At 73.3% G+C, this 25,542-nt stretch carries 18 protein-coding genes and 1 pseudogene; 17 read left to right on the forward strand and 2 right to left on the reverse strand.

Features of this window, described 5'->3' with window-relative positions:
* Positions 1-37: 37 nt before the first annotated feature.
* A complete protein-coding gene (locus ABZ836_RS13415; RefSeq protein WP_361141870.1) occupies positions 38-6,331 on the reverse strand; it encodes an amino acid adenylation domain-containing protein in 6,294 nt (2,097 codons plus the stop codon).
* Between the two features lie 263 nt (positions 6,332-6,594).
* Here ABZ836_RS13415 and ABZ836_RS13420 point away from each other — a divergent pair, with 263 nt between their 5' ends.
* The 11 genes and pseudogenes from ABZ836_RS13420 to ABZ836_RS13470 all read left to right on the forward strand — a co-directional run bounded on the left by ABZ836_RS13420 (position 6,595) and on the right by ABZ836_RS13470 (position 16,918).
* Positions 6,595-7,047, forward strand: a complete 453-nt coding sequence (locus ABZ836_RS13420) for a VOC family protein (protein ID WP_356136085.1) — start codon at positions 6,595-6,597, stop codon at positions 7,045-7,047.
* 356 nt (positions 7,048-7,403) lie between these two features.
* A complete protein-coding gene (gene urtA, locus ABZ836_RS13425) occupies positions 7,404-8,657 on the forward strand; it encodes an urea ABC transporter substrate-binding protein (RefSeq protein WP_361141872.1) in 1,254 nt (417 codons plus the stop codon).
* Positions 8,658-8,727: 70 nt separating this feature from the next.
* Entirely contained in the window at positions 8,728-9,612 is an 885-nt protein-coding gene (gene urtB, locus ABZ836_RS13430; protein WP_361141874.1) for an urea ABC transporter permease subunit UrtB, read from the forward strand.
* Positions 9,609-10,790, forward strand: a complete 1,182-nt coding sequence (urtC, locus tag ABZ836_RS13435) for an urea ABC transporter permease subunit UrtC (RefSeq protein WP_361141876.1) — start codon at positions 9,609-9,611, stop codon at positions 10,788-10,790. Before urtB ends, urtC begins: the two co-directional genes overlap by 4 nt.
* The gene (gene urtD, locus ABZ836_RS13440) at positions 10,787-11,596 is read left to right on the forward strand and encodes an urea ABC transporter ATP-binding protein UrtD (RefSeq protein ID WP_361141878.1); all 810 of its coding nucleotides are present in this window, start codon (positions 10,787-10,789) and stop codon (positions 11,594-11,596) included. Before urtC ends, urtD begins: the two co-directional genes overlap by 4 nt.
* A gap of 5 nt (positions 11,597-11,601) precedes the next feature.
* Positions 11,602-12,294 (forward strand): urea ABC transporter ATP-binding subunit UrtE, encoded by a 693-nt coding sequence (gene urtE, locus ABZ836_RS13445; RefSeq protein ID WP_356136095.1) that lies wholly within the window; start codon positions 11,602-11,604, stop codon positions 12,292-12,294.
* A gap of 156 nt (positions 12,295-12,450) precedes the next feature.
* Positions 12,451-12,807 carry a beta/gamma crystallin domain-containing protein gene (locus ABZ836_RS13450; protein WP_356136097.1) on the forward strand — a complete coding sequence of 119 codons (357 nt, stop codon included), beginning with the start codon at positions 12,451-12,453 and terminating at the stop codon, positions 12,805-12,807.
* Positions 12,808-12,831: 24 nt separating this feature from the next.
* A pseudogene (locus ABZ836_RS13455) lies at positions 12,832-13,140 on the forward strand (hypothetical protein); the annotation flags it as partial.
* 159 nt (positions 13,141-13,299) lie between these two features.
* Positions 13,300-13,824, forward strand: coding sequence for a PadR family transcriptional regulator (locus ABZ836_RS13460; RefSeq protein WP_356136139.1), 525 nt, complete (start codon positions 13,300-13,302; stop codon positions 13,822-13,824).
* A complete protein-coding gene (locus ABZ836_RS13465; RefSeq protein WP_361141880.1) occupies positions 13,821-14,510 on the forward strand; it encodes an ABC transporter ATP-binding protein in 690 nt (229 codons plus the stop codon). Before ABZ836_RS13460 ends, ABZ836_RS13465 begins: the two co-directional genes overlap by 4 nt.
* Positions 14,511-14,608: 98 nt before the next feature.
* Positions 14,609-16,918, forward strand: coding sequence for an FtsX-like permease family protein (locus ABZ836_RS13470; protein ID WP_356136141.1), 2,310 nt, complete (start codon positions 14,609-14,611; stop codon positions 16,916-16,918).
* Positions 16,919-17,065: 147 nt separating this feature from the next.
* Here ABZ836_RS13470 and ABZ836_RS13475 read toward each other — a convergent pair whose 3' ends face one another.
* Positions 17,066-19,453, reverse strand: a complete 2,388-nt coding sequence (locus tag ABZ836_RS13475) for a SpoIIE family protein phosphatase (RefSeq protein WP_361141882.1) — start codon at positions 19,451-19,453, stop codon at positions 17,066-17,068.
* A gap of 365 nt (positions 19,454-19,818) precedes the next feature.
* Between ABZ836_RS13475 and ABZ836_RS13480 the strand changes: the two genes are divergently transcribed.
* From ABZ836_RS13480 to ABZ836_RS13505, 6 genes are all read left to right on the forward strand, one after another.
* The gene (locus tag ABZ836_RS13480; RefSeq protein ID WP_361141884.1) at positions 19,819-21,150 is read left to right on the forward strand and encodes an NAD(P)-binding domain-containing protein; all 1,332 of its coding nucleotides are present in this window, start codon (positions 19,819-19,821) and stop codon (positions 21,148-21,150) included.
* A 330-nt stretch (positions 21,151-21,480) separates the two neighbouring features.
* Complete coding sequence (locus tag ABZ836_RS13485) at positions 21,481-22,713, forward strand: ATP-binding protein (protein WP_361141886.1); 1,233 nt, start codon at positions 21,481-21,483, stop codon at positions 22,711-22,713.
* Positions 22,710-23,111 (forward strand): roadblock/LC7 domain-containing protein, encoded by a 402-nt coding sequence (locus tag ABZ836_RS13490; protein ID WP_356136107.1) that lies wholly within the window; start codon positions 22,710-22,712, stop codon positions 23,109-23,111. Before ABZ836_RS13485 ends, ABZ836_RS13490 begins: the two co-directional genes overlap by 4 nt.
* On the forward strand, positions 23,108-23,485 hold the full coding sequence (locus ABZ836_RS13495; protein WP_356136109.1) for a DUF742 domain-containing protein: 378 nt from the start codon (positions 23,108-23,110) through the stop codon (positions 23,483-23,485). The genes ABZ836_RS13490 and ABZ836_RS13495 overlap by 4 nt, the downstream gene beginning before the upstream one ends.
* The gene (locus ABZ836_RS13500) at positions 23,460-24,059 is read left to right on the forward strand and encodes an ATP/GTP-binding protein (protein ID WP_356136111.1); all 600 of its coding nucleotides are present in this window, start codon (positions 23,460-23,462) and stop codon (positions 24,057-24,059) included. Before ABZ836_RS13495 ends, ABZ836_RS13500 begins: the two co-directional genes overlap by 26 nt.
* Position 24,060: 1 nt before the next feature.
* The gene (locus ABZ836_RS13505; protein ID WP_356136113.1) at positions 24,061-25,419 is read left to right on the forward strand and encodes a cytochrome P450; all 1,359 of its coding nucleotides are present in this window, start codon (positions 24,061-24,063) and stop codon (positions 25,417-25,419) included.
* The last annotated feature ends 123 nt before the right edge of the window (positions 25,420-25,542 follow it).

The raw sequence follows: 25,542 nt of genomic DNA on the forward strand, positions 1-25,542 counted from the left end.
TCCGGCCGTCCGGGGGCCGGCGGTCAGGGTCCGGCGGTCAGAGTTCGGCGGTCAGGGACAGGTCGATCTCGTCGTCGCTCATCTGCGAGATCAGCTCCAGCAGACGGCGTTCCACTTCGGCGGCGAGCCGCTCCACCGTGGGGTGTTCGAACAGGTCGCGGACCTGGAAGGGGCAGTCGAAGGCGGTCCGCAGCCGGGAGGCGACCGACACCGCGCGCAGGGAGTGGCCGCCCAGCGCGAAGAAGTCGTCGTGGACGCCGACCCGGGGCAGGTCGAGGACCTCGCACCAGATCTGGGCGACGACCGTCTCGGCCGGCGTCCGCGGCAGCACGAGGGCGGGCGCCTCGCGGACCTCGGGCTCGGGCAGCGCCTTGGCGTCCAGCTTGCCCTGGACGGTCAGGGGCAGGGCGTCGAGCAGGACGAACGCCGAGGGGACGAGGTAGTGCGGCAGCTGGGCCCGGCAGTGGGTGGCCAGGGACTCCTCCAGGAGGCCGTCCCCGGCGACGTAGCCGACCAGCGCGGGTCCGCCGTTGAGGGTGCGGACGACGACGGCCGCGCCGCGCACGCCGGGGTGGGCGCGCAGGACGGCCTCGGCCTCGCCGGGCTCGACCCGGAAGCCGCGGATCTTGACCTGGTCGTCGTTGCGGCCGATGAACTCCAGTTCCCCGGACGGCAGTCGGCGCACCACGTCACCGGTGCGGTAGGCCCGGGCACCGGGTCCGCCGTGCGGGTCCGGCACGAACCGCTCGGCCGTCAGGGCGGGCCTGCCGAGGTAGCCGCGCGCCAGCTCCGGACCGCCGACGAGGAGCTCGCCGGGGACGCCGTGCGGGGCCAGGTCGCCGCGCGCGTCGACGACGTAGGTGCGCCGGCCGCCCAGCGCCCGCCCGATCGGCACCCGGCCGTCCGGCCGGGCCCGCAGCGTGTGCGCGGTGGCGGAGATGACGGCCTCGGTGGGCCCGTAGGTGTTGACGACCGCGACGCCGGGCAGGTGGGCGAACCACCGCTCGAGCGGGTCCGCGGGCAGCGCCTCTCCCCCGGTCACCAGCAGCCGCAGGGTGCGCAGGCGGGGCGCCAGCGTGTCCAGGCGGGCGACGACCTCGGCCCAGTAGGACGGGGTGAGTTCCATGACGGTGATCCCGGCCTCGGCGACGCGCTCGGCCAGTTCCTCCGGGGCCCAGATCTCGTCGGGCCGTACGTGCACGCTCGCGCCGGTGCTCAGCGCGGGCAGCATCTGTTCGAGCGAGGCGTCGAACGAGGTCGAGGCGAAGGTGAGGACCCGGTCCCGGTCGGTCAGCGCGAACAGCTCGCGGGCGGCGGCGACATGGGCGTCCAGGGCGTGGTGCGCGACGCCGACGGCCTTGGGCGTGCCGGTGGAGCCCGAGGTGAAGATGACGTAGGCGAGGTCGTCGGGCCGGGGGGCGTGGCGCGGGCCGTCGGTGCGGGGCGGCGCGTCGTCGAGGTCGACGAGGCGCGCGTCCAGGGCGTCCACGGTGGCGCGGGTGGCCGCGTCGCACAGGACGTGCCGCACCCCGGCCTCCCGGAGCATGTACTCCAGCCGCCGGGCCGGCAGGTGGGGGTCGAGCGGGACGTACACGCCGCCGGCCCGCCAGACGGCGAGCATGGCGGCGACGGCTCCGGCACCCCGGCTCACGCACACGCCGACCGGATCCGCCGGGGAGACGCCCGCGGCCTCGAGCGCTGCCGCAATCCCGCCGCTGCGGGCGTCGAGCGCGGCGTAGGTGAGGGTGGTCCCCTCGCAGGCGACGGCCGTGGCCTCCGGCCGTCCCGCCACCGCGAGGGGCGGCGCCGGCGGGGCGTCGTGGCCCGCGGCGGCGAGCAGGTCGCGGCGCTCCTCCGGCGAGAGCAGGGGCGCTTCGTCGACGCGGGTGTCCGGGGAGTCGACGAGGGTCCGCAGGAGGCGTCCCACGTGTTCGGCGAAGCGGACGGCGGTGGCCGGTTCGAACAGGTCGGCCGCGTACTCCACGTTGAGGGCGAACCCGGCGTCCCGGACCACGAAGGTCGCGGTCAGGTCGAACTTGGCCGAGCTCCACGGCAGGGCGAGGTCGTCGGCGTCCAGGCCGGGCAGCGCGGAGCCGCCGCCCGCGGAGTCCTGGACGTCGACCATGACCTGGAAGAGCGGGTTGCGCGACAGGTCGCGTTCGGGCCGCAGCCGTTCCACGACCTTCTCGAACGGCACTTCCTGGTGGCCGAAGGCGCCGAGGACGACGTCCCGCACACGGTCGACGAGGCCGCCGAGGGTCGGCCGTCCGGACAGGTCGGTGCGCAGGACGACCGTGTTGACGAAGAAGCCGACCAGCGGCTCCAGTTCGAGCCGGTCGCGGCCGGCCACGGGGGTGCCGACGCAGATGTCTTCCTGTCCGGTCCAGCGGGCGAGCACGGCCTGCGCCGCCGCGAGCAGCACCATGAAGCGGCTGGCCCCGTGCTCCCGGGCCAGGTCGTCGACCCGGCCGACGAGGTCGTGGGGCAGGTCGATCTCGACGGCTCCTCCCCTGCCGGTGAACGCGGCGGGGCGGGGCCGGTCGGTGGGCAGGTCGAGCACGGGCGCGCCGTCGAGCGTGGCCTCCCAGTAGGCGAGCTGGGGCTCCATGGCGCCGCTGTCGGCACGGTCGCGCTGCCAGACGGCGAAGTCGCCGTACTGCACGGGCAGCGGCGGCAGCGCGGCGCCCCGGCCCCGCAGGCGGGCGTGGTAGTGCCGGGCCAGTTCGTCGAGCAGGACGTTCTTGGACCAGCCGTCGGTCACCGCGTGGTGCAGGCTGATCAGGACGACGTGGTCGTCGTCGGCGAGCTCCCACACGCCCGAGCGCAGCAGGGGCGGCCGGGCGAGGTCGAAGCGGCGGGTGGCGAAGGCCGCGGCGCGCGGGCGCAGTTCGGCCACGCGGTCGCGTCCTTCGGCGGCCTCGGGCGCCCGCTCCCAGTGCAGCGGGACGCCGACCGGCGGGCACACCTCCTGGACGGGGCGGCCGTCGCGCTCGATGAGGGCGGTGCGCAGCACCTCGTGGCGGGCGACGAGGTCGTCCAGGGCCTGCTGCCAGGCGGTGCGGTCCAGGCCGCCGCGCACGCGCCAGCAGTACCGGAGGAGGTAGGACTCGCCGGTGTCGGAGGTGCGGTCCAGGAACCACAGCCGCTCCTGGGCGAAGGACAGCGGCAGGGGCCGGTCGCGGTCGACGGGCACCACGTCGGCGGCCCCGGAGACCCGGGCGCCGGCCACGACGGGCGCGAAGCCGCGGACGGTGGGGTGTTCGAAGACGGTGCGCAGCTCGACCTCGCGGCCCAGGCGCTGGGCGATCCGGGAGACGGCCATGGTGGCGAGCAGGGAGTGTCCGCCGAGGTCGAAGAAGCTGTCGTCGAGGCCGACCCGGTCCAGGCCCAGGACGTCGGCCCAGACCTCGGCGACGATCCGCTCGGTCTCGTCGCGCGGCGCGGCGTAGGCGGGCCCGGAGGGGCCGCGGGTGTGCGCGGGGTCGGGCAGCGCGGAGCGGTCCAGCTTGCCGGAGACGCCGACGGGCAGGGCGTCCAGGACGACGAAGTCCGAGGGGACGGCGTGCTGCGGGAGGTGGCGGGCGCACCAGGCGCGCAGCGCGACGCGGTCGGGGGCCGGTCCGCCGTCCTCGGCGGGCACGACGTAGCCGATCAGGCTGAGGCCGGTGGCGCGGTCGGGGCGTGCGGCGGCCTGGGCGACCTGCGGGCAGGCCCGCAGCACCGTCTCCACCTCCTGGAGCTCGATGCGGAAGCCGCGGATCTTGACCTGGTCGTCGCGGCGCCCGAGGAACTCCAGCTCGCCGCTCGCGGTCCAGCGCACGATGTCGCCGGTCCGGTAGAGACGTCCGCCGGGCGGGCCGAACGGGTCGGGCACGAAGCGGTCGGCGGTCAGGGCGGGCATCCCGAGGTAGCCGCGCGCCACCTCGGTCCCGCCGATGAGGAGTTCGCCTCCGACGCCGACGGGCACGGGTTCGCCGTCGCCGTCGACGACGTACACGCGCCGCTCCCCCAACGGCCGGCCGATGGGCACGGTGTGCGCGGGCGGGTCGTCGGCGTCGTAGGTCGTGGCGGTGACGGTGGTCTCCGTCGGGCCGTAGGCGTTGCAGACGCGGACGTGGGGCACGGCGGCACGCCACGCGGCGAGAGTGTCGGGCGGGACGCTCTCGCCGCCGAGGACCAGCAGCCGCAGGCCGCTCAGCGCGGCGGCGAGCCGGCGGTCGAGGGAGAGGGTCAGCTCCGCCCAGTAGGTGGGCGGCACGTTGACGACGGTCAGGCCGTGCCGCTGGACGATCTCGGGGACCTGGGTGGGCAGCCACGGCTCGTCGGGGCGCATGACGACGCGCGCGCCCGTGGTGAGGGCGGGCAGGACCTGGTCGAGGGAGGCGTCGAAGGAGAACGAGGCGAAGGCCAGGACGCGGTCGGCGGCGGTGATGCCCAGGCGTTCGCGGGCGGCGGCCACGTGGGAGGCGAGGGCGGCGTGCTCGACGCCGACGGCCTTGGGGCGGCCGGTGGAGCCGGAGGTGAAGATGACGTGGGCCAGCTCCCTCGGGTGGGGCCGGCGCCGGGGGCCGTCGGCGTCGGGGGCGACGGCGCCGGTGTCGAGGAGGACGGGGGCGAGACCGCCGGCGTCGGCCGCGGTCGTCGCGTCGGTGAGGACGCAGGCGAGGCCGGCCTGGCGTGCCATGTACCGCAGGCGCTCGGCGGGGAGTTCGGGGTCGAGGGGCACGTAGGCGCAGCCGGCGCGCCAGATGCCCTCGATGGCGGCGACCGACCACGGCCCCCGGCGCAGCAGCACGCCCACGGCGCCGCCCGGTTCGACTCCGGCGTCCCGCAGGGCGGCGGCGAGTCCTCCGGTCATGGCGTCGAGTTCGGCGTAGGTGACGCTCCGGTCGCCGCAGCTCAGCGCGATCGCCTCGGGGGCGCCGGAGAAGGCGAGGTCGGGCGCCGGGCCGGCGGGGCGGTCGGGGGCGCGGTGCCAGTCGGGGCGGGGCCGGGCGAGGGCACCCGGTCGCGCGGGGAGCGCGCGGAGCAGCTCCCGCACGGGGGTGTCGGGGGCGGCAAGCACCGCCCGCACCAGGGCGGCGTACGCCTGGGCGAAGGCGCGCATGGTGGCGGCGTCGAACAGGGCGGTGGCGTACTGGAGAAGGGCGGCGATGCTGCCGTCGGCGCGCAGGGTGAGGTCGAGGAAGACGTCCAACGGCGTCTCGGACAGCGGCGGTTCGACCAGGGCGACGTCCAGGCCGGGCATCCGCACCGGCTGGATCGGCGCGTTGAGGAGGGTGAACGAGGCCTGCGCCAGGGGGTGCCGGGACAGGTCGCGGGGTCCGCCGACGGCGCCGACGACGAGGTCGAAGGGCGCCTCGGCGTGCGCGAGGTCGACGGGGACCCTGCGGCGCACCCGGTCGAGCAGTCCGGCGAAGCTGGGGGCTCCGGCGAGGTCGGTGCGCAGGACGACGGTGTTCACCAGGGGGCCGATGAGTCCGGCGGCGCCGGGCCGGGACCGTTCGGCGAGGGTGCTGCACACGGCGACGTCGTCGCGGCCGGCCCAGTGTCCGAGCAGCGCCTGGTAGGCGGTGAGCAGGAACATGTAGCGGGTGGCGCGGCGGGAGCGGGCGTAGGCGTCGACGGCGGTGACCACGTCGGCGGGCAGGTCGAACCGGACGACGTCACCGGATCCGTCCCAGGTGCGCGGCCGCGGCCGGTCGGTCGGCAGGTCCAGCGGTGCGACCCCGGACAGCCGCTCACGCCAGTACGCGAGCATCCGCTCCAGACGCGGCCCGCTCAGGCGCTCCGTCTGGGCGCGCGCGAGGTCGCTGTAGGAGACGGCGGGCGCGGCGACGGCGTCCCCCCGGTACCCGGCGGCGAGCTCCTCCAGCAGGACGCCCCAGGACCAGCCGTCGACGGCGATGTGGTGCACCTCGACGAGCAGCAGGTGCTCGTCGGGGGCGACGCGGGCGAGGACGGCGCGGACCGGGTGCTGCGCGGCGAGGTCGACGGGCCGCCCGAGGTACCGCTCGTACAGCTCCCGCGGGCCGCTGACCTCGACGCGCTCCAGGGCGACGCCGGCCGGGGCGTCGACCACCTGCACGGGTTCGCCGTCGACGGCGGTGAACCGCGAGCGCAGCACCTCGTGCCGGTCCACGATCGCCGACAGCGAGCTGTGCAGCCGCTCCACGTCCAGGGCCCCGGTGAGCCTCAGCGCCAGCGGGAGCATCGACCCACTGGAGGAACCGGCGAGCTGGTCCATGAACCACAGTCGGCGCTGGGCGAAGGATGCGGTGCGGGTGTCGACGCCGTCCAGGGCCCTCTCGGGGGCCGGTCCTGCTGTCACTGTGAGCCTCCAAGCCGTGTTTTCCAGCAGACTGCCGTCGGCGGGGCGGGGCTCCATAGGGAAGAAGAAGCAGCACCGGACGCAGACCGGGTTGCCGGAGCGGGGCCGGCGGGGTGACGGAGGGAGGCCGGACCGCCCGGAAGGCCGACACCAGCGGCTCTCGCGCTGCGCGCGACGCGGCGCCCGGTGCACCATGGACCGGAGCGAGCGCCGCGTCCCGGTGTGCGCGCCGCGAAGCCGCCGACGAGGAGAAAGGGCCCGCCATGCGACGGGAGGACCTGCCCGCCCCGGTCACCGGGGTGCTCCTCACGCACTTCCTGACCGTGCGGGACGTGGCCCGGTCGCGCGCCTTCTACGCGGACGTCCTGGGCGGCAGTGTGGTGCTGGAGGAGAACCCGTGCATCGTCCGGCTCGCCAACGGCTGGATCATCATGAACCCCGGCGGCGGGCCCACTCCCGACAAGCCCGACGTGACCCTGCGGCCCCCCGGTGATCCCCGTACCGCGTCGGCATTCCTCAACATCCGCGTGGCGGACGTGGCGGCCTGCCACCGGGACTGGAGCGCCAAGGGCGCGGAGTTCCTCACCCCGCCCCTCGACCGCAAGGCCGAGCTGCGCTGCTACCTCCGCGACCCCGACGGGTACCTGATCGAGGTCGGCCAGGCCACCGGAATGCTGGAGGGGGTCTTCGCCGACCCGCCCGCCGGAACGGCGTAACCGGGCGGGAGCAGATCCGCGCCCGTCGCGGCGAGGGCGGCAAGTTCGGCCGGGCGGCGGCCGGGCAGGGCGGCGGCCGGGCAGGGCCCGTCGAACCGGCGTGACCCCGGGGCCTGCCCCGCCCCGGTGGAAACGGTTCATCAATTGCGGGGAAACGCGAGCGCAACAGTCGCGCCCCAGGCTGTGGACGCACGTCAGCGACCAGCCCGGAGGTCACCCCCGGAACGGCTGGGGCATCGCGCGTCGACGTCGCCGCACCTGGAACGCGTGCAATCCACGGCTTCCACTCCTTCCATCGCTCCGCAGGGTCTTCCACTCGCTTCGTACCGTCCTCAGCGGCGGACAAGGAGGTTTGCATGTCCGGGTTCGACATCAGCAGGCGATCTCTCCTGACGGGCATATCCGTCCTCGGCGTCTCCGCCGCGCTCGGCGCGTGCGGCGCCAAGACCGGCGGCGACGCGTCCCCGGCCGCCGGCGCCAAGGCCGACACCTCGGGCGACACCGTCAAGGTGGGGCTGCTGAACTCGCTCTCCGGCACCATGGCCATCAGCGAGGTGACCGTCCACAACGCACTGCTGCTCGCGGTCGAGGAGATCAACGCGGACGGCGGCGTGCTCGGCAAGAAGCTCGAGCCGGTCAGCCAGGACGGCGCCTCCGACTGGCCCACCTTCGCCGAGAAGGCGCAGACCCTGATCACCGCGGACAAGGTCGTCGCCACCTTCGGCTGCTGGACCTCCGCCAGCCGCAAGGCCGTCAAGCCGGTCTTCGAGCGGCACAGGTCGCTGCTGTTCTACCCCGTGCAGTACGAGGGCATGGAGCAGTCCCCGTACATCTTCTACACCGGCGCCACCACCAACCAGCAGATCGTCCCCGCCCTCGACTACCTCAGGAAGCAGGGCCTGACCCGGCTCTACCTGGTCGGCAGCGACTACGTCTTCCCGCGCACCGCCAACAAGGAGATCAGGGCGTACGCCGAGGCCAACGGCATGGAGGTGCTCGGCGAGGACTACGCGCCGCTGGGTTCGACCGAGTTCAGCACCATCGTCAACAAGGTCAAGGACGCCGGCGCGGACGCCGTGTTCAACACCCTCAACGGTGACAGCAACGTGGCGTTCTTCAAGGAGTACAAGTCCGCCGGCCTGACGGCGAAGAGCCTTCCGGTGCTGTCGGTCTCCATCGCCGAGGAAGAGGTCAAGAGCATCGGCGTCCAGTACCTCGAAGGCCAGTTGACGGCCTGGAACTACTACCAGACCACCCCGGGGGCGGCGAACGAGAAGTTCGTCGAGGCGTACCGGGCGGCCTACGGCGAGGACAAGCCGACCAGCGACCCGATGGAAGCCGCCTACGTCTCGGTCCACCTGTGGCGGGCGATGGTGGAGAAGGCCGGGTCCTTCGACCCCGAGAAGGTGCGCGAGGCCTCCGACGGCATCACCTTCGACGCGCCCGAGGGCAAGGTCACCGTCGACGGCGCGACCCAGCACGTCCACAAGACGGCCCGGATCGGCAAGGTCGGCGCGGACGGCCTCATCGAAGAGGTCTGGAACTCCGGGAAGCCGATCAAGCCCGACCCGTACCTGAAGGGCTACGACTGGGCGGCCGGCCTCTCCTGAGCCCGGCCCCGCCGCGGCGGGAACCCGCGCACGGTCCGCACCCTCGCCCCCCCCGACCCGGAGCCGCTCCATGACGGTCGTCCTCAACCAGTCCTTCACCGGCGTCAGCATCGGCGCCGTCCTGCTGCTCATCGCCCTCGGCCTGACGCTGACCTTCGGTCAGATGGGGGTGATCAACATGGCGCACGGCGAGTTCATCATGACCGGCGCCTACACCACCTACGTGCTGCAGCAGTACGTCGGCGGCGCCGGGGTCTCCCTGCTCGTCGCACTGCCGCTGGCCTTCCTGGTCGCCGGCGCCATGGGCGCTCTCCTGGAGTGGCTGCTCGTCCGGCGCCTCTACACGCGGCCGCTGGACACCCTGCTGGTGACCTGGGGCGTCTCGCTGATGCTCCAGCAGCTCGCCCGGGACGTCTTCGGCGCCCCCAACGTCCAGACCGCCGCCCCGGACCTGCTGACCGGCAACGTCTCCGTGGCGGGCGTCACCCTCGCCAACAACCGGCTGTTCATCCTCGGCCTCGCCCTGCTGTGCGTCCTCGGCCTCACGCTGATCCTCCGGCTGACGTCCCTCGGACGCCGCATCCGGGCGGTCGTGCAGAACCGCGACCTGGCCGAGGTCTCGGGCATCGCGACCGGCCGGGTGGACCGCACGACGTTCTTCGTCGGCTCGGGCCTGGCGGGTGTGGCCGGGGTGGCGCTCACCCTGGTGGGCCCGATCGGTCCGACGATGGGCACCAACTACATCATCGACGCCTTCCTGGTGGTGGTCGTCGGTGGCATCGGCAGGCTCAAGGGCAGCGTCATCACGGCGTTCGTGCTGGGCGTGCTGCAGTCGGTGCTGGAGTACTCGACCACTGTGAGCGTCGCGAAGGTCGTCGTGCTCGTGGCGATCGTCGCCTTCCTGCAGTGGCGCCCCCAAGGTCTGTACACCCTGCGTACCAGGAGCCTGGCATGACGACGGAGACGACGCCGCCGAACGCGACGACGGTGCCGGCGGGCCCCCCGGCCCCGCCGCAATCCCCGCCCCCGGCCACCGCGGCGGCGCCCGACGCGTCACCGCTCCGGCGCCTGCGCGTGCCCGGCGCCTTCCTCCTGGGAGCGGTGCTGCTCATGGGCGCCGCCCCCCTGCTCCTCTCCGACTCGGGGCTCAACCTCCTGGCGAAGTACCTGTGTTACGCGATCGTGGCCGTCGGCGTCAGCCTCGCCTGGGGACGCGGCGGACTGCTCGTCCTCGGGCAGGGCGTCTTCTTCGGACTCGGCGGCTACGCGATGGCCATGCACCTCAAGCTCGCCGACGCCGCCACCACCGGCCAGACCCTGCCGGACTTCATGCAGCTGTACGGCACCTCCACCGCGCTGCCCTGGTGGTGGAAGCCGTTCGCCGACCCGGTCTTCGCCCTGGCGGCCACGGTGCTGCTGCCGATGGCGGTCGCCGCGCTGCTCGGCTTCCTCGTCTTCCGCCGCCGGGTCAAGGGGGCGTACTTCGCGATCCTCAGCCAGGCCCTGGCGGCCGCCCTGGCCATCTGGCTGATCGGCCAGCAGGCCACCACCGGCGGCACCAACGGCCTGACCGACATCCAGGGCTTCTTCGGCTACGACCTCAACGACCCCGTCAACCGGCGCACCGTCTACTTCCTGATCGCCGCCGCCCTGCTCCTGATGATGGCCGCCGCCCGTCAGCTGTTCGTCAGCCGCTACGGCGAACTCCTCGTCGCCGTGCGGGACTCCGAGGAGCGCGTCCGCTTCCTCGGCTACAACCCGGCCAACGTCAAACTCGTCGCGTACGTCGTCGCGGCCGGCATGGCGGGCCTGGCCGGCGCGCTCTTCGTCCCGGCCGTGGGCATCATCTCCCCGGCCCTGATCGGCATCGTGCCGTCCATCGGCTTCGTCATCGGCGCCGCCGTCGGCGGCCGGGCCTCACTGCTGGGGGCGGTGCTCGGCGCCGTCGCCGTGGCCTGGACGCAGAGCACCCTCTCCGACGCCCTGCCCGCGGCCTGGACCTACCTCCAGGGACTGCTGTTCGTCCTCGCGGTCGGGTTCCTGCCCGGCGGCCTGGCCTCGCTGCCGGCCGTCCTGCGCGGACGCCGCGGCCCGTCCCGCACCCCCGCCCCTACGACCGGAGGCACCACATGAGCGGCGAGGCACTGACCGTCCGCGATCTGCGGGTGACGTTCGACGGTTTCCCGGCCGTCGACGGGGTCGACCTGGACGTCCACCCCGGCGACCTGCGCTTCCTCATCGGCCCGAACGGCGCCGGCAAGACCACCCTGGTCGACGCGGTCACCGGACTGGTGAAGGCGACCGGGTCCGTGCGCTTCGGCGGTACGGAACTCCTCTCCAGGCCCGTGCACCGCATCTCCCGCCTCGGGATCGGCCGCACCTTCCAGACGGCCACCGTGTTCGAAGGAATGACCGTCCTGCAGAACCTGGACATCGCGGCGGGCGCCGACCGGGGCCCGCTCACCCTGCTGCGGCGCCGCAGGGGCGTACCCCAGCAGGTGACGAGGGCCCTGGAGACCACGGGTCTGACCGCACTGCGCGACCGGCCGGCCGGCACGCTGGCCCACGGCCAGAAGCAGTGGCTGGAGATCGGCATGCTGCTGGTGCAGGACGTGAGGCTGCTGCTGCTCGACGAGCCCGTGGCGGGCATGAGCCACGAGGAGCGGGAGGCCACCGGCGAGCTCCTGCAGCGGGTCGCGGAGGAACGCACGGTGGTCGTCATCGAGCACGACATGGACTTCATGCGCTCCTTCGCCCGCAGCGTCAGCGTCCTGCACGCCGGCCGGGTCCTCAGCGAGGGCACGGTCGCCGAGGTGCAGGCCGACGCCCGGGTCCAGGAGGTCTACCTCGGGCGGGCCTCCGAGCCGGCGGCCGCACCCGGGCCCGAGCCGGCTCCGCGGCCCGTGAACCCCGCTGTTCCCGTCGCCGAGGAGGCGTGAGGCCGATGCTCGAGATCCACACCGTCCGGGCGGGCTACGACCGCACCACCGTGTTGCACGGCGTGAGCGTCGCCGTGCCGAAGGACGGCGTCGCGGCCGTCCTCGGCCACAACGGCGCCGGGAAGAGCACCCTTCTGCGGGTCGCCATGGGGCTGATCGCACCGGCCGACGGGACGGTCACCCTGGACGGCGAGGACATCACCCGCCTGGCCCCGCACCGGCGGGTCGCCCGCGGCATGGCGTACGTCCCCCAGGGCCAGCAGTGCTTCCCCCACCTCACCACGGCCGAGAACCTCCGGCTCGTCGCCGACGGCCGCCCGGACGGCAAGGCGGCCGTCGCCGAGGCCCTGGACCTGTTCCCCGCGCTGCGCGAGCTGTCCGGCCGCCGCGCCGGCCTCCTCTCGGGCGGCCAGCGCCAGCAACTCGCCATCGCCCGCGCCCTCGTCACCCGGCCGCGGGTGCTCCTGCTCGACGAGCCGACCGAGGGCATCCAGCCCTCCGTCGTCGCCGAGATCGAGGAGACGATCCTGGCGCTCCCCCGGCGCGGCGGACTGTCCGTGCTGCTGGTGGAGCAGCACGTCGGCTTCGCCATGCGCGCGGCCCACCGGTACCACGTCCTGGAGGCAGGCCGGGTGACCTCCTCCGGCGACGGCGGAACGGACGCGGAACAGGCGGTCCGGACGGCCCTCAGCGTGTGAGGCGGCCTCGCGCTGCCGCCGCCCTCACCCTGGCGCGCGGCCGCCCGGACTCGTCCGATCAGGGGACGGCAATGCGTGGCGGCTACACGATGCATGGCGCAGCGGCACGATCATGCGGTGCATGACGTCTGCATCCGCGATCGACGGAGGAACGAAATGATCTCCAAGACGAAGAAGGCGGGGCTCGGCACGGCGGTGGCGCTCGCCGCGGCGACCACGTTCACCCTGGTGGTGCCCACCGGCACCGCGTACGCCATCAACGAGGTGAGCTGCGCGGAGCAGGGGGACTTCCTGCGCATCCAGTCGCACCACAGCACGGGCCTGAGAAGCGAGGACTGCTACGCGAACGCCGGCAGGCTCGACTTCGGCGGGTGGTGGATCGACAAGATCTCCACGGGCAACAACGACGTGCGGCTCCACGACGCCAACGGCTCCGTGGTGAACATTCCGCGGCACCGGGTGGTGACCTACCCGAACCGTCCGCCCAAGATCAACGCCATCGAGATCCTGTGAGCGGAGCGCCTGTCGCCCAGGCCGGTGCTCCCCTTCACTGACCCTGCCGGACACGTCGGCCCGAGCGACAGGGTCCCCCGAGCCACCCTCGCGGCGGGCGTCCCCGGCGAGGACGTCGAGGGCGAGGCGGAGGCCGGCGCGGTCCAGATCCTCCGGGGGTCGGCGGCCGGCATCTCGGGCAGCGCCACCCTCACCGACCCCGCGACCGAGAACCACCAGGCCCACGGGCGGACCCTCGCCGCCGGTGACTTCGACGGCGACGGCTACGACGATCTCGTCGCCGGTGATCCCCACGAGGACACCGACGGCGAGACCGTCGCCGACACCGGCCATGTCGTCGTCCTGTACGGCACCCGGGGAACGGCACGCACTGTCCGGGCGTCCGGGCGGAACCGTGACAATCGCCTCCGACCAGGGCTTCCGCGCGAGCGGCCCTCCTCTGCGCACCGTGCGTATACACGGCATGTATACACACGGTGTAGAGTCCCGGTCATGTCCATCGGTCACACACTCCTGGGACTCCTGGAGTCCGGGCCGCGCCACGGTTACGACCTCAAGCGCGCCTTCGACGAGAAGTTCGGTCACGACCGGCCGCTGCACTACGGCCAGGTCTATTCGACGATGTCCCGCCTGCTCAAGAACGGCCTCGTCGTCGTCGACGGCGTCGAGGCGGGCAGCGGTCCCGAGCGGAAGCGGTACGCGATCACCGACGCCGGGGTCACCGACGTGCAGCGGTGGCTCGCCACGCCGGAGAAGCCCGAGCCGTACCTCCAGTCCACGCTGTACACGAAGGTCGTCCTCGCGCTGCTCACCCGTCGCGACGCCGGCGACGTCCTCGACACGCAGCGTTCGGAACACCTGCGCAGCATGCGCGTCCTCACCGAGCGCAAGCGCAAGGGCGACCTCGCCGACCAGCTGATCTGCGACCACGCGCTGTTCCACCTGGAGGCCGACCTGCGCTGGCTGGAGCTCACCGCGGCACGCCTCGACAAGCTCCGTGAGGCGGTGGCCCGATGACCCCTCCCACGGGTTCGCTGCTCTCGGCCGAGCGGCTCCGCAAGGCCTACGGCCCCACCCTCGCCCTCGACGGCGCGGAGTTCTCGATCCACCCGGGCGAGGTCGTCGCCGTGATGGGGCCCTCCGGGTCGGGCAAGTCGACGCTGCTGCACTGCCTCGCCGGGATCGTCACGCCCGACTCGGGGACGATCATGTACGGCGGGCGGGAGCTGTCCGCCATGAGCGACGCCGAACGCAGTGCGCTCCGGCGCTCCGACTTCGGCTTCGTGTTCCAGTTCGGGCAACTGGTGCCGGAGCTGACGTGCGTCGAGAACGTCGCCCTGCCGCTGCGGCTGAACGGCAGGCCGCGCAAGGAGGCCGAGAGCGCCGCGCTGACCTGGATGGAGCGTCTGGAGGTCGACGACCTCAGGAAGAAGCGGCCCGGTGAGGTCTCCGGCGGCCAGGGGCAGCGGGTCGCGGTGGCCCGGTCGCTGGTCACGGACCCGCGCGTGCTCTTCGCCGACGAGCCGACCGGCGCCCTGGACTCCCTCAACGGCGAGCGCGTGATGGAACTGCTCACGGACGCCGCCCGCTCCACCGACGCCGCCGTCGTGCTGGTCACCCACGAGGCACGGGTGGCCGCCTGGTCCGACCGCGAGATCGTGGTGCGGGACGGCAGGTCCAGGAACATGGAGCGCGCCGTATGAGCCTGAGCCTGTCCACGGGAGAACCGCCGCGGACCCGGCCGCCGGGACCGGCACCGGACGGACGGAGCAGGACGCGGCGCGTGGCCGCGGACCTGGCCATGGGCGTCCGCTTCGCCTTCACCGGCGGGCGCGAGGGGTGGACGCGGACGGTGCTGACGGCGGTCGGCGTCGGGCTCGGCGTGGCGCTGCTCCTGCTGACGACGGCGTTGCCCAACGCGCTCGCGGTCCGCCAGGAGCGGGAGGCCGCCCGCACCGACATCACCTACGTCGCCGAGCGCCTGCCGAAGGCCGACGACACCCTCGTGGTCGCCAACGTCGGTTCGGACTTCCGCGACGACACCGTCCGGGGCCGGGCCCTGGAACCCGAAGGGCCGCGGGCACCGCTGCCTCCGGGGGTGACGCGGTTCCCGGCGAAGGGAGAGATGGTGGTCTCCCCCGCGCTGAAGGAGCTGCTGGAGTCGGACTCCGGCGCGCTGCTGCGCGAGCGGCTGCCGGACCGGATCGTCGGCACCATCGGGGAGAGCGGGCTGATCGGCTCGGCCGAACTCGCCTTCTACCGGGGCGCCGAAGGGCTCGCGCCGCACATCGACGGCGGCCGGATCGTCCGCGTCGACGGATACGGCGACCCGAATCCGGCCTCCGAGCGGTCCGACCCGGTGCTGCTCCTGCTGATCCTGGTCGTCTTCGTGGTGCTGCTGATGCCGGTCGTGGTCTTCATCGCGGCGGCGGTGCGGTTCGGCGGGGAGCGGCGGGACCGGCGGCTGGCGGCGCTGCGGCTGGTGGGCTCCGACAGCGGCATGACCCGGCGGATCGCCGCCGGTGAGGCGCTGGCGGGCGCGACGCTGGGGCTTGTCCTCGGCGCCGGGTTCTTCATGGTCGGGCGCCGGCTCGCGGGTACCGCCGAGGTGTTCCACGTCAGCGTGTTCCCGAGCTACCTCAACCCCTCGCCGCTGCTCGCCCTGCTGGTCGCGGTGGCCGTGCCGGCGACGGCGGTGCTGGTGACGCTGTTGGCGCTGCGCGGGGTCGCCATCGAGCCGCTCGGTGTGGTGCGCGCGGGCCGGCCGCCCCGGCGGCGGCTGTGGTGGCGGCTGCTGCTGCCGCTCGCGGGGCTGGCCCTGCTCCACCCGATGATCGGCGACGGACGGGACAACGGGGACTTCAACCAGTACCAGGTGACCGGCGGTGTGGTGCTGCTCCTGGTCGGCGTGACCGCGCTGCTGCCGTGGATCGTGGAGTCGGTCGTCGCCCGGCTCGGTGGCGGCGGCGTCGCCTGGCAGCTGGCCGTGCGCCGACTGCAGATGAGCAGCGGTACGGCGGCCCGCATGGTCAACGGCATCGCGGTGGCCGTCGCCGGGGCGATCGCCCTCCAGATGCTGTTCGCGGGCGCCGAGGACGACTACACGAGGTCCACCGGGCAGGACGTGGCGTGGGCGCAGATGGAGGTGTCCCTGCCGAACGCCGTGCCGGTGGCCCCGGTGGCCGAGAGGTTGCGGGACACCGGGGGCGTGAACGAGGTGTTCGACTACTCCGAGGGCCACCTCGGTGACCGCGCCCGCGACCCGGCGGTCAGCACGACCGTGACGGTGGGCGGCTGTACCGCGCTGCGGGAGATCGCCGATCTGCCCTCGTGCGTCGACGGTGACGTGTTCGCCGTCCACGGCGCCGAGTGGGACACGGGGGTCGACGTGGCGAAGCTGGCCGCGCCGGGACGGACGCTGTACCTCGACCCGTCGTACGCGGGCAGCCCGAAGAGCCTGGAGATCCCCTGGACGGTGCCGCAGGCCCTGAAGGCGGCGAAGCCGCGTCACGGTCTGCTGGCCGGGACCGACCGGGGCGGCGTCCTGATCACGCCGAAGGCCGCGCCGGACACTCTGACGCCGGCCCTCGAGGGGCACGCCTACCTCAGGCTGGACGAGTCGGTACCGGACGTCCACGACCGGGTGCGGAACGCCGCGGCGGCCGTCGAGCCGCTGGCGGGGACCGCGACGTGGGCGGAGACGGAGCGCTCCGGCCGGTTCGACGCCATCCGCACCGGTCTGTTCGTCGGAGCGGCGTGCGTGCTGGCGTTGATCGGCGCGAGCCTGCTGGTCTCGCAGCTGGAGCAGCTGCGGGAGCGGAGGAAGCTGCTGTCGGCCCTGGTGGCCTTCGGCACCCGGCGCCGCACGCTGAGCCTGTCGGTGCTGTGGCAGACCGCGATCCCCATCGCCCTGGGCCTGCTGCTGGCCTCGGCCGTGGGTCTGACGCTGGGCACGGTGCTCCTGAGGATGACGGCCACCCCGGTCCGCGTCGACTGGACCGGTGTCCTCGCCATGACCGGCATCGGCGCCGCGGTCGTCCTGACGGTGACCCTCCTCAGCCTGCCCCCGCTGCTGCGGCTGATGCGGCCGGAGGGGCTGCGCACAGAGTAGCCCGGAGCAGGGGCCCCTCGGGGCGGGGCCCCTGCTGCGGCCTGCGCTCGTCGTGCGCACCGGCCCCGCACCGGCTTCCCGCGCGAGCCGGTGGCGTGTGCCTCCACGCGTGTGCCGTCACGCGTGTGCCGTCACGCGTGCGGCACCTCAGCGCTCCACGTCGGCGGGCGCGTCACCCCGCGTGCCGGACGGGTAGTTCTGCTCGGTCCAGATGGTCTTGCCGCCGGCGGTGTACCGGCTGCCCCACCGGTCGGCGAGCTGCGCGATGAGGAACAGGCCCCGGCCGCCCTCGTCGGACATGCGCGCACGGCGCAGGTGCGGCTGGGCCTGGCTCGGGTCGGAGACCTCGCACACCAGACGGTCGTCCCTGACCAGGCGCAGGCCGATGGGTCCGCCGGCGTGGCGGATGGCGTTGGTGACCATCTCGCTGACGATCAGCTCGGTGGTGAACGCCATGTCGTCCAACCCCCACTCGGCCAGCTTCGCGGTGGCCAGCTCCCGTGCCCGGGACGCCTGGTCGAGTTCGGCCCGGAACTCCCAGTACGCGGTCCGTTCGGGCGGGATCCGGTCGACGCGGGCGAGGAGCAGCGCGACGTCCTCCGGGCGCGGAGTGCGGTGGAGGTCGCGCAGCAGGTCCTCGGCGATGGAGGCCAAGGGTGTGTCGCCGCTCGCGGCGGCGAGGGCGCTGTCCTGCGAGCGCCTCCGCTCCGGGGCGGTTTCCTGCTCGGCACCGGCCGGTGGTCCGCTGTGCAGGACGAGGACGTCACCCGGCTGCAGCACCAGTTGCGCCGCGGCGTACGGCTCGCTCCCGTCCCCGCTGCCGAGCCGCCGTCCCGGTCGCACCACCGTTTCGGGCACGGGGCTCGCCTGCCGGCGGGCGAGGACGGGACCGGGGTTCCCCGCGGACGCCGCGTGGCATTCCCCGGTGACCGGGTCGTAGGTGATGTAGAGGCAGGTCGCGCCGCGCAGGCCCCCCGCGACCGAGGGGCCCTCGGACCGGTCGTTCTCTCCGAGGCGGGCCACCATGTCGTCGAGGTGGGTGAGGAGCTCGGCGGGCTCGAGGTCCAGATCGGCCAGGGCGTGCACGGCGGATCGCAGCCGCCCCATGGCGGCGGCCGCGTGCACGCCGTGGCCGACGACCTTGCCCGCCACGAGGGCGATCCGGGTCCCGGACAGGCGGACCACGTCGTACCAGCTGCCTCCGGTGCCCGCGGGTGTGTGGGCCGGCGCGTACACGCCGGCGGTCTCCGCGGCGGACATGCGCGCGTCCGGAGCGGGCAGCAGACTGCGCTGGAGCGTCTCGACGGTGTCGCGCTCCCGGCGGTAGCGCCGGGCGTTGTCCAGGCTCAGGGCCGCCCGGGAGGCGATCACCTCGACGAGGGGCACGTCGGCCTCGGAGTACGGCTGCCGGTCGGGGCCGCGCCACAGGCCCAGCACGCCGAAGGCGTGGCCGCGCGCGAGCAGCGGCGCGAACACGGCCGAGGCGGCCGGGGCGGGGAAGAGCGGCTGCGTCCCCTCGCGGTCGACGGGGCCGGTGTCGGCGGGGTCCGCCGCATCGGGCACCACCACGGGGGTGCCCGCGGCCAGTGCCTCGCTCTCGACGTCCCGGACCCGCCGTGTGCCGCCCGGCGGGAGGACCTCGGCCGGCCAGGGGCCGGCCGCCGTGGCGACGGCGGCACGGCGCAGGACGGTGCCCGGCTCCAGACGGGCCGCGTCACCACCCTCGAGCACCGTGTCGGACAGGTCCACGCATGCGTGGTCGGCGAAGTCGGGTACCAGGACGGAGGCCAGTTCCTCGGCGTTGCGGGTGACGTCGAGCGACTGTCCGAGGCGGTGCGCCACGTCGTGCAGCAGGGTCAGCCGCTGTCGGGCGACGAACTGCCCGGTGACGTCGGTGAACACCGCCGCCGCTCCGCTCGGCCGTCGCGACGCGTCGTGGAGGCGGAACGCCGACACCGAGACCTGACGCTCGGCGGTGGGCTCGCCCCGCCGACGCGCGGCGTGCTCGAAGTCGACCAGCGGCTCTCCGGTCCGCATGACCTCCCTCAGCCGTGCCCCGATCGCTTCGGCGTCCTCGTCCACCAGGGCGTCCGCGAGCGAGGGGCTTCCTTGGGCGGACGCGGGCAGGCCGAAGAAGGCCGGGTTGGCGAGCGGCCAGCCGTCCTCGGGGGTGGCGTCGCGGAGGATCAGGCCGACCCTGTCCTGGTCGAGCAGGGCCCTGGCCAGGTCCCGGCCCTGCCGGTGGCGCCGGGCGTGCTCGGCGGGCACGAGGAGGAACAGGAAGGGCCGCGCGTCGTCCCTGGGCAGTCGCACCAGGGACGCGAACACCTCGACGCGGTGTCCGTCCCGGTGCCGGAGCACCGCGCCGAACTCGCTCGGCCCGTCGTGACCGGCCCACTCCGTGAAACGGGGCGGGTCGACGACGAGTTCGTCGAGGGGCCGTCCGACGACCTCCTGCCGTCCACGGCCGGTCAGGTCCCGCACGGTGTCCGTGCACTGCCTCACCACGCCGTCCGCGTCCACCAGGAGAGCCACCGGTCCGCCCGGCGGAAGGTTCGTCGCCGGGGGTTGCACCGTCGGACCCACGAAGTCGCCTCACTCTCCATGTTCCATGCCTGCGAAGCGTTGCGGACTGCCGTGCCTGACCGTGGCCCGGCCGCCTGTCATGCCAGCACGGCGGGCGGGACGCGCACGCCCGGCGCGCCGAACGACACCGGGTGGCGGGTCCGGCCTGCGCCGGATGGCCGTGTGCGGTCCCCGCCCGCCGCTCCCCGGGTCGGTCACCCGGCCGGTCACCGGCCCCACGGCCGCGGGCCTTACCGCACCAGGGACCGATCCGGGTGTGCAGCGGGACGCGGATGGGCAGTGACTGCGTGTTCATGATCGACGAGGGAGAAACGTTGAGTGTCTGTGTGATCGGCGCGGGGCTGTCGGGGCTGGCTGTGGCGCATGCCCTGAAGGCCCGTGGGGTGGGGTTCGTGTGCGTGGAGAAGGCGCCCGACGTCGGCGGGATCTGGCGTCAGCCCCAGGCCGGTGAACGCGGGCCGGGGTATCTGGCGCTCCACCTCAACAGCACCAGACGGCTGACCGAGTTCAGCGGCTTCCCGATGCCGGCGTCCTACCCCCTGTACCCGCGCCACAGCGACATGGCCGCCTACCTGAGGTCCTTCGCGGAGTGGGCCGGGGTGCTGGACGACGTGGAGCTGCGGACCGAGGTGGTCTCCGTGGAGCAGGACCCGGATCGCGGCTGGACGGTGGTGAGCCGTGACGCGGACGGCGTCCTGGTCACCCGGAGGTTCGACCAGGTGATCGTCGCCTCCGGGCACCACGCGCAGCCGGTGCTGCCGGATCCGCTGCCGCCGGGGGCGGAGGACTTCCGGGGGCGGATCCTCCACTCGTTGGACTACCGCACGGGTGCCGAGTTCGCCGGCCGGAAGGTCGTGGTGGTGGGGCTGGGCGCGTCGGCGGTGGACATCGCGGCGGACCTCTCCCGGCACGCGTCGCGGACCCTGCTCTCGGTGCGCAGGGGACTGCACGTGATCCCCAAGCAGCTCTTCGGGCTGCCGGTGGACGAGATAGCCGTCGCGCCGTGGTTCTCGGCGATGCCCTTCGCCGAGCAGCGGCAGTTCGTGGAGACGGCGTTGCGGGTGGCGCGAGGGCGGATGTCGGACTACGGGCTCCCTGAACCCGATCATCCGGTCTTCTCCTCGGCGGTGACGATCTCGGACGAGATACTCAGCCGGATCCGGCACGGGATGGTCGTCCCCCGGCCGGCGGTCGCGTCCTTCGACGGGGACCGGGTGGTGTTCGCCGACGGCACCGCGGAGGAGGCGGACGCGGTGGTCTACTGCACCGGGTACCGGATGCACTTCCCGTTCCTGCCCGAGGGGTGCCCCCGGGGCCCGCGGGGAGCGGTCGAGCTCTACCGGCGGGTGGTCTCGCCGGACCGGCCCGGCCTCCACTTCGTCGGGCTGATCCGGCCGGTGGGCTCCATCACCCGCCTGGTGGAGGCCCAGGCCCGCTGGCTGGCGGAGGTGGTGTCGGGGAAGGCCGCGCTGCCGTCGGAGGAGGGCATGCGGGAGGAGATCGACGCTCACCTGACCGGCATCGACGCACGGTACGGACTGTCGGAAGGGTCCTCGGTCCAGGTGGACGTCGGCTCCTACCTGCGCGAGCTGGAGGGCCTCCTCCCGTCGCCGGAGGCAGGGGAACACCTTCCGGCCACCCGCTGACCGCCGGCACGGCTCCGTGGTGGGGAGCCGTAGGGGTGGGAGCAGCCGCGACGCTCCCGCCGACAGGCCCCCACCCCGGAAGCGGTCACGTCTTGTACCCAACTAATCCGTCCCGTAAATGTTTTGACGGATTGTTTGCAGAACCGTGCTGTTAAGATCACCGCGTTTGCGGGGCAGATGCAGGCACGCGACACGGCTTCTCCGACCCCAGGCACGGCTCCTCACCCGGCCGGTCCGCCGCCATGCCCTCACGCGGGCCAGGCCGGACCGGCCCGCGTCCACAGGACTCCGCAGGCAGGTCATCAGCCCCCCTCCCCCGAAGAAAGTCCTATGACGGAATCCATACAGAGCCCCTGGTTCTGGGCCTTTCTCGTCGTGCTCGCCCTCGCCCTGGCCACGGTCGCCGTGATCCGCGGGCAGCGCGGTCGTCTGGCGGTGCTGCACGAGGAGACCCGCAGGCTCGAGCGCCGGAACGCAGAGCTCGAGGACGACCACGCGAAGTCGCTGCAGGAAGCCCGCGAGCAGGCCGAGGAGGACACCAGGACCGTCCTGAAGTCCGCCATGCGCACCCTGCAGGGCCTGGCCGCGGAGCAGCAGCTGGTGCTGTCCCGGCTGCAGGCCAAGCACGGGGACTCGCCGATCTTCGAGGACCTCCTCGAGGTCGACCACACCAACGCCCAGTTCGGCCGCCGCGCCCTGTCCATCGCGGTCCTGTGCGACGGCTGGCTGGGCGGCCGGCGCGATCCCGCCTCGGTGTACGACGTGGTGCGCAGCGCGCAGGGACGGATCCGGCACTTCCGCCGGGTGGAGATCCTCTCCCAGGTCGACTACCGCGTGGTCGGCCGTGCGGTCGAGCCGGTCGCCCTGGCCCTGTCCGAGCTGCTCGCCAACGCGACCAGCTACTCCAGCCCGGACACCGTGGTCGAGATCAACATCAGGACCGTGCCGAAGGGCGTCTGCATCGTCGTCGACGACGCCGGTGTCGGCATGAGCGACGAGGAACGCGCCCGCGCCGAGAAGCTGCTGTCCACCGAGCGGGCCACCGGTGTGGCCGGGCTCGGCAATCCGCCCCAGTTCGGCTTCGCCGTGATCGGAGTGCTCGCCGAGAAGTTCGGCTTCGAGGTGGCGGTCGACTCGTCCTCCCCGTACGGAGGCGTCCGCGCGGTGATCCTGCTGCCGCACGACCTGCTCACCAGCATGCCGGAGAGGAGGACGCCGGCCCGCCCGGCGGCCCCTTCAACGGCCGAGCCCGTCCCGGCGGCCGGCACCCGGCCGGCGTCCGCGTCCGTCCCGGCGGCGGAGCTGGGCGCGTCGGCGCCCGCGGCCGAACCCGTCGTGGGGGCGCACGGCCTGCCCCAGCGACGCCGGAAGCGGCCGATGACGATCGTCCGGGACGACGGGGGCACCGCACCGCGGGCACCGGAGCGCTCGGACACCGAGAAGGCGGCGATCATGGGCGCCTTCCAGCGCGGTACCCGGTCCGGCCGGGCGACCCAGCCCTCCCCGGAGGGGAACACGAACGGCACACGCACGACGAGCAGTGAAGGGCACGAGGAATCGTGAACGACAACTTGTCATGGATGCTGGACAGCGCCCTGGAGATTCCCGGGGCCCTGCACGCCGTCCTGATCTCCGCCGACGGCCTGCTGATGGCCCGGACGAACGAATTCCAGCGGGACGACGCGGACCGGGTGGCCGCCGCCATGAGCGGCATGCAGTCCCTGAGCCGTTCCCTGGGCTTCTTCTGCGACGAACCGGACCAGCTGTGGCGGCAGACGGTGGTGGAGTTCAGCGGCGGATGGGTGTTCCTGATCTCCGCCGGCGAGGGCGCGTACCTGGGTGTCTCGGCGCTGCCGGACGTCGACATGCAGGACATCACCTTCCGCATGCAGCAACTGGTCGGCCGGCTCGGCAAGGAACTGACCTCGCCGGCCCGCCAGGACGTCGGCGGCAGCTCATGACCGGCCACGACCGGCAGGAGCCGGACACCCCGGAACTGGTGCGGTCCTACGTCATCACCAAGGGGCGGGCCTTACCGCAGGAGGGCCGTTTCTCGCTGGTCACCCTGGTCACGGCGGCCCCCGACCAGGGGCAGCAGGCGGCACGTCTGTCCCCCGAGGAGCGCGGCCTCCTCGAGATCTGCTCGGCCGGCTACCTGTCCGTCGCGGAACTCGCCGGCCACACCCGGCTGCCGCTGGGCGTGGTGCGCATCCTGCTGGCCTCCCTCAAGGAGGGCGGCCACGTGATCATCCGTCCGCCGGTGCGGCGGGCCGAAGCCGCCGACCGGGAACTCATCGAGGAGGTGCTCAGTGGGCTTCGCGCCAAGTTTGGATGACACGGCGTACATCCGGGACGGGGCGACCCGGACCCCGGTCAAGATCCTGGTCGTCGGTCACTTCGCGGTCGGCAAGACCACGTTCATCGGCACCATCTCGGAGATCGAGCCGCTGTCCACCGAGGAGACGATGACCCAGGTCTCCGCCTCGGTCGACGACCTCAAGGGCGTCCGGGGCAAATCCACCACCACGGTGGCCATGGACTTCGGCCGGCTCACCCTCAGCGACCGGGTGGTGCTGTACCTGTTCGGCACGCCCGGGCAGCAGCGCTTCGTGCAGCTGTGGGAGGACATGGCCCGGGGCGCGCTGGGCGCCCTGATCCTGGTCGACCCCGAGCGGCTGGCGGACTCCTTCCCGGTGATCGACCTGATCGAGCACTACGGCCTCGACTACGCCATCGCCGTCAACCGCTTCGACGGCACGCCGGGACACGAGGTGGCGGCCCTGAGGCAAGCCCTGGACCTGCTGGACGACACCCCGGTCGTCACCTGCGACGCACGCGACGAGAAGTCGTCGGCCGATGCGTTGATCACCCTCGTCCAGCACCTGCTGGACCGCAAGATCAGGAACTGATATGACCATCCACGACACCGGCGTCCCCACGCCCCCGCCGGGCTGCCCGGCCCACGGTTCGGGAGCGCCGGTCCCGCTGTACGGCCCGGAGTTCGCGTCCGATCCGGGCGCGTACTACGCCTACTTGCGGCACTTCGGTGCCGCCGCGCCGGTGGAGCTCGCCCCGGGGGTGGAGGCCACCCTGGTCACCGACCACACCTCGGCCCGGCAGCTCCTCCAGGACTCCGTCACCTTCCGGAAGGACGCCCGCCGCTGGCGGGAGTTCAACGAGGGCCACATCCCGCCGGACAGCCCGGTCGTACCGGTGCTGGCGTACCGTCCCAACTGCATGTTCAGCGACGGCTCGGAGCACCTGCGGCTGCGGCAGACGATCACGGAGAGCCTGGCCCAGGTGAAGCCGCGCCGGCTGCGGCAGACCACGGAGAAGGTGTCCGACTACCTGCTCGCCCAGTTCGGCTCCCGCGGCTCGGCCGACCTGCTCGCCGACTACGCCAAGCAGCTTCCCCTGTTCGTGTTCAACGAGCTGTTCGGCTGCCCCGCCGACATCGGCGACCGGGTCCTGTTCGGCGCCACCGGCATGTTCGACGGCGTCAACGCGGAGCGGGCGGTCGAGGTGCTGTTCGGCGCGGTGGGCGAACTGGTGGCGCTCAAGCGGTCCCGGCCGGGGGACGACGTCACCTCCTGGCTGATGCGGCACGAGGCGGCGCTCACCGACGAGGAGATGGTCCACCAGCTCGCCCTGCTCCTCGTCGCGGGCAACGAGCCGCTGCGCAACCTGATCGGCAACACGCTGCACCGAATACTCACCCACGAGGGGTACGCGCAGAAGGGCGGCCTGATCGACGAGGCGCTCGAGGACACCCTGTGGGAGAACCCTCCCATGCAGAACCTGGCAGCCCACTACCCGGCCCACGACGTCGAGTTCGCCGGCCGGAAGCTGCGCGAGGGCGATCTCGTCCTGGTCAGTTTCGCCGCCGCCAACGGCAGCCCGGCGCTGGAGTCCGCGCGCCGGGGCACCGGCAGCCGGGCCCACCTGGCGTGGAGCGCGGGTCCGCACGCCTGCCCGTCCAAGGATCCCGCCCGGCAGATCGCGATGGCCGCCGTCGAGAACCTGCTCAACCAGCTCCCCGATGTCGAACTCGCGGTCCCCGAGGACAGCCTGGTGTGGCGGCCGGGTCCGTTCAACCGCGGCCTGACCGCGCTGCCGGCCCGGTTCACGCCGCTCAAGCCGGCCCGCCCGGCCTACGAGCAGGGTTCCGGCGACCGGACATCCTCCGACCGGCCGTCGGCCGCGGCGGAACCCGCTCCGGAGCGGCGGGGCGGCGTGTGGAGCCAGTTCCTCACCTGGCTCTCCAAATGACGGACTCTGCACGAAAATGATCACTTCACTGCATGCTCCTGTTGTCCTTCGGGTAGGCAGCTCGCGAAGACAACGCGCGTAGCTGAGGAGATGTCGTGAAGCAGAGATCGGTCGTCGCCGATC

The sequence above is a fragment of the Streptomyces sp. NPDC047130 genome (assembly GCF_040643475.1).
GTDB lineage: Bacteria > Actinomycetota > Actinomycetes > Streptomycetales > Streptomycetaceae > Streptomyces.

What these genes read in the sequence shown, in the direction of transcription:
- ABZ836_RS13420 (WP_356136085.1), top strand. Translation starts at nt 6,595, where the DNA reads ATGCGACGGGAGGACCTGCCCGCCCCGGTCACCGGGGTGCTCCTCACG.
- urtA (WP_361141872.1), top strand. Translation starts at nt 7,404, where the DNA reads ATGTCCGGGTTCGACATCAGCAGGCGATCTCTCCTGACGGGCATATCC.
- urtB (WP_361141874.1), top strand. Translation starts at nt 8,728, where the DNA reads ATGACGGTCGTCCTCAACCAGTCCTTCACCGGCGTCAGCATCGGCGCC.
- urtC (WP_361141876.1), top strand. Translation starts at nt 9,609, where the DNA reads ATGACGACGGAGACGACGCCGCCGAACGCGACGACGGTGCCGGCGGGC.
- urtD (WP_361141878.1), top strand. Translation starts at nt 10,787, where the DNA reads ATGAGCGGCGAGGCACTGACCGTCCGCGATCTGCGGGTGACGTTCGAC.
- urtE (WP_356136095.1), top strand. Translation starts at nt 11,602, where the DNA reads ATGCTCGAGATCCACACCGTCCGGGCGGGCTACGACCGCACCACCGTG.
- ABZ836_RS13450 (WP_356136097.1), top strand. Translation starts at nt 12,451, where the DNA reads ATGATCTCCAAGACGAAGAAGGCGGGGCTCGGCACGGCGGTGGCGCTC.
- ABZ836_RS13460 (WP_356136139.1), top strand. Translation starts at nt 13,300, where the DNA reads ATGTCCATCGGTCACACACTCCTGGGACTCCTGGAGTCCGGGCCGCGC.
- ABZ836_RS13465 (WP_361141880.1), top strand. Translation starts at nt 13,821, where the DNA reads ATGACCCCTCCCACGGGTTCGCTGCTCTCGGCCGAGCGGCTCCGCAAG.
- ABZ836_RS13470 (WP_356136141.1), top strand. Translation starts at nt 14,609, where the DNA reads ATGGGCGTCCGCTTCGCCTTCACCGGCGGGCGCGAGGGGTGGACGCGG.
- ABZ836_RS13485 (WP_361141886.1), top strand. Translation starts at nt 21,481, where the DNA reads ATGACGGAATCCATACAGAGCCCCTGGTTCTGGGCCTTTCTCGTCGTG.
- ABZ836_RS13495 (WP_356136109.1), top strand. Translation starts at nt 23,108, where the DNA reads ATGACCGGCCACGACCGGCAGGAGCCGGACACCCCGGAACTGGTGCGG.
- ABZ836_RS13505 (WP_356136113.1), top strand. Translation starts at nt 24,061, where the DNA reads ATGACCATCCACGACACCGGCGTCCCCACGCCCCCGCCGGGCTGCCCG.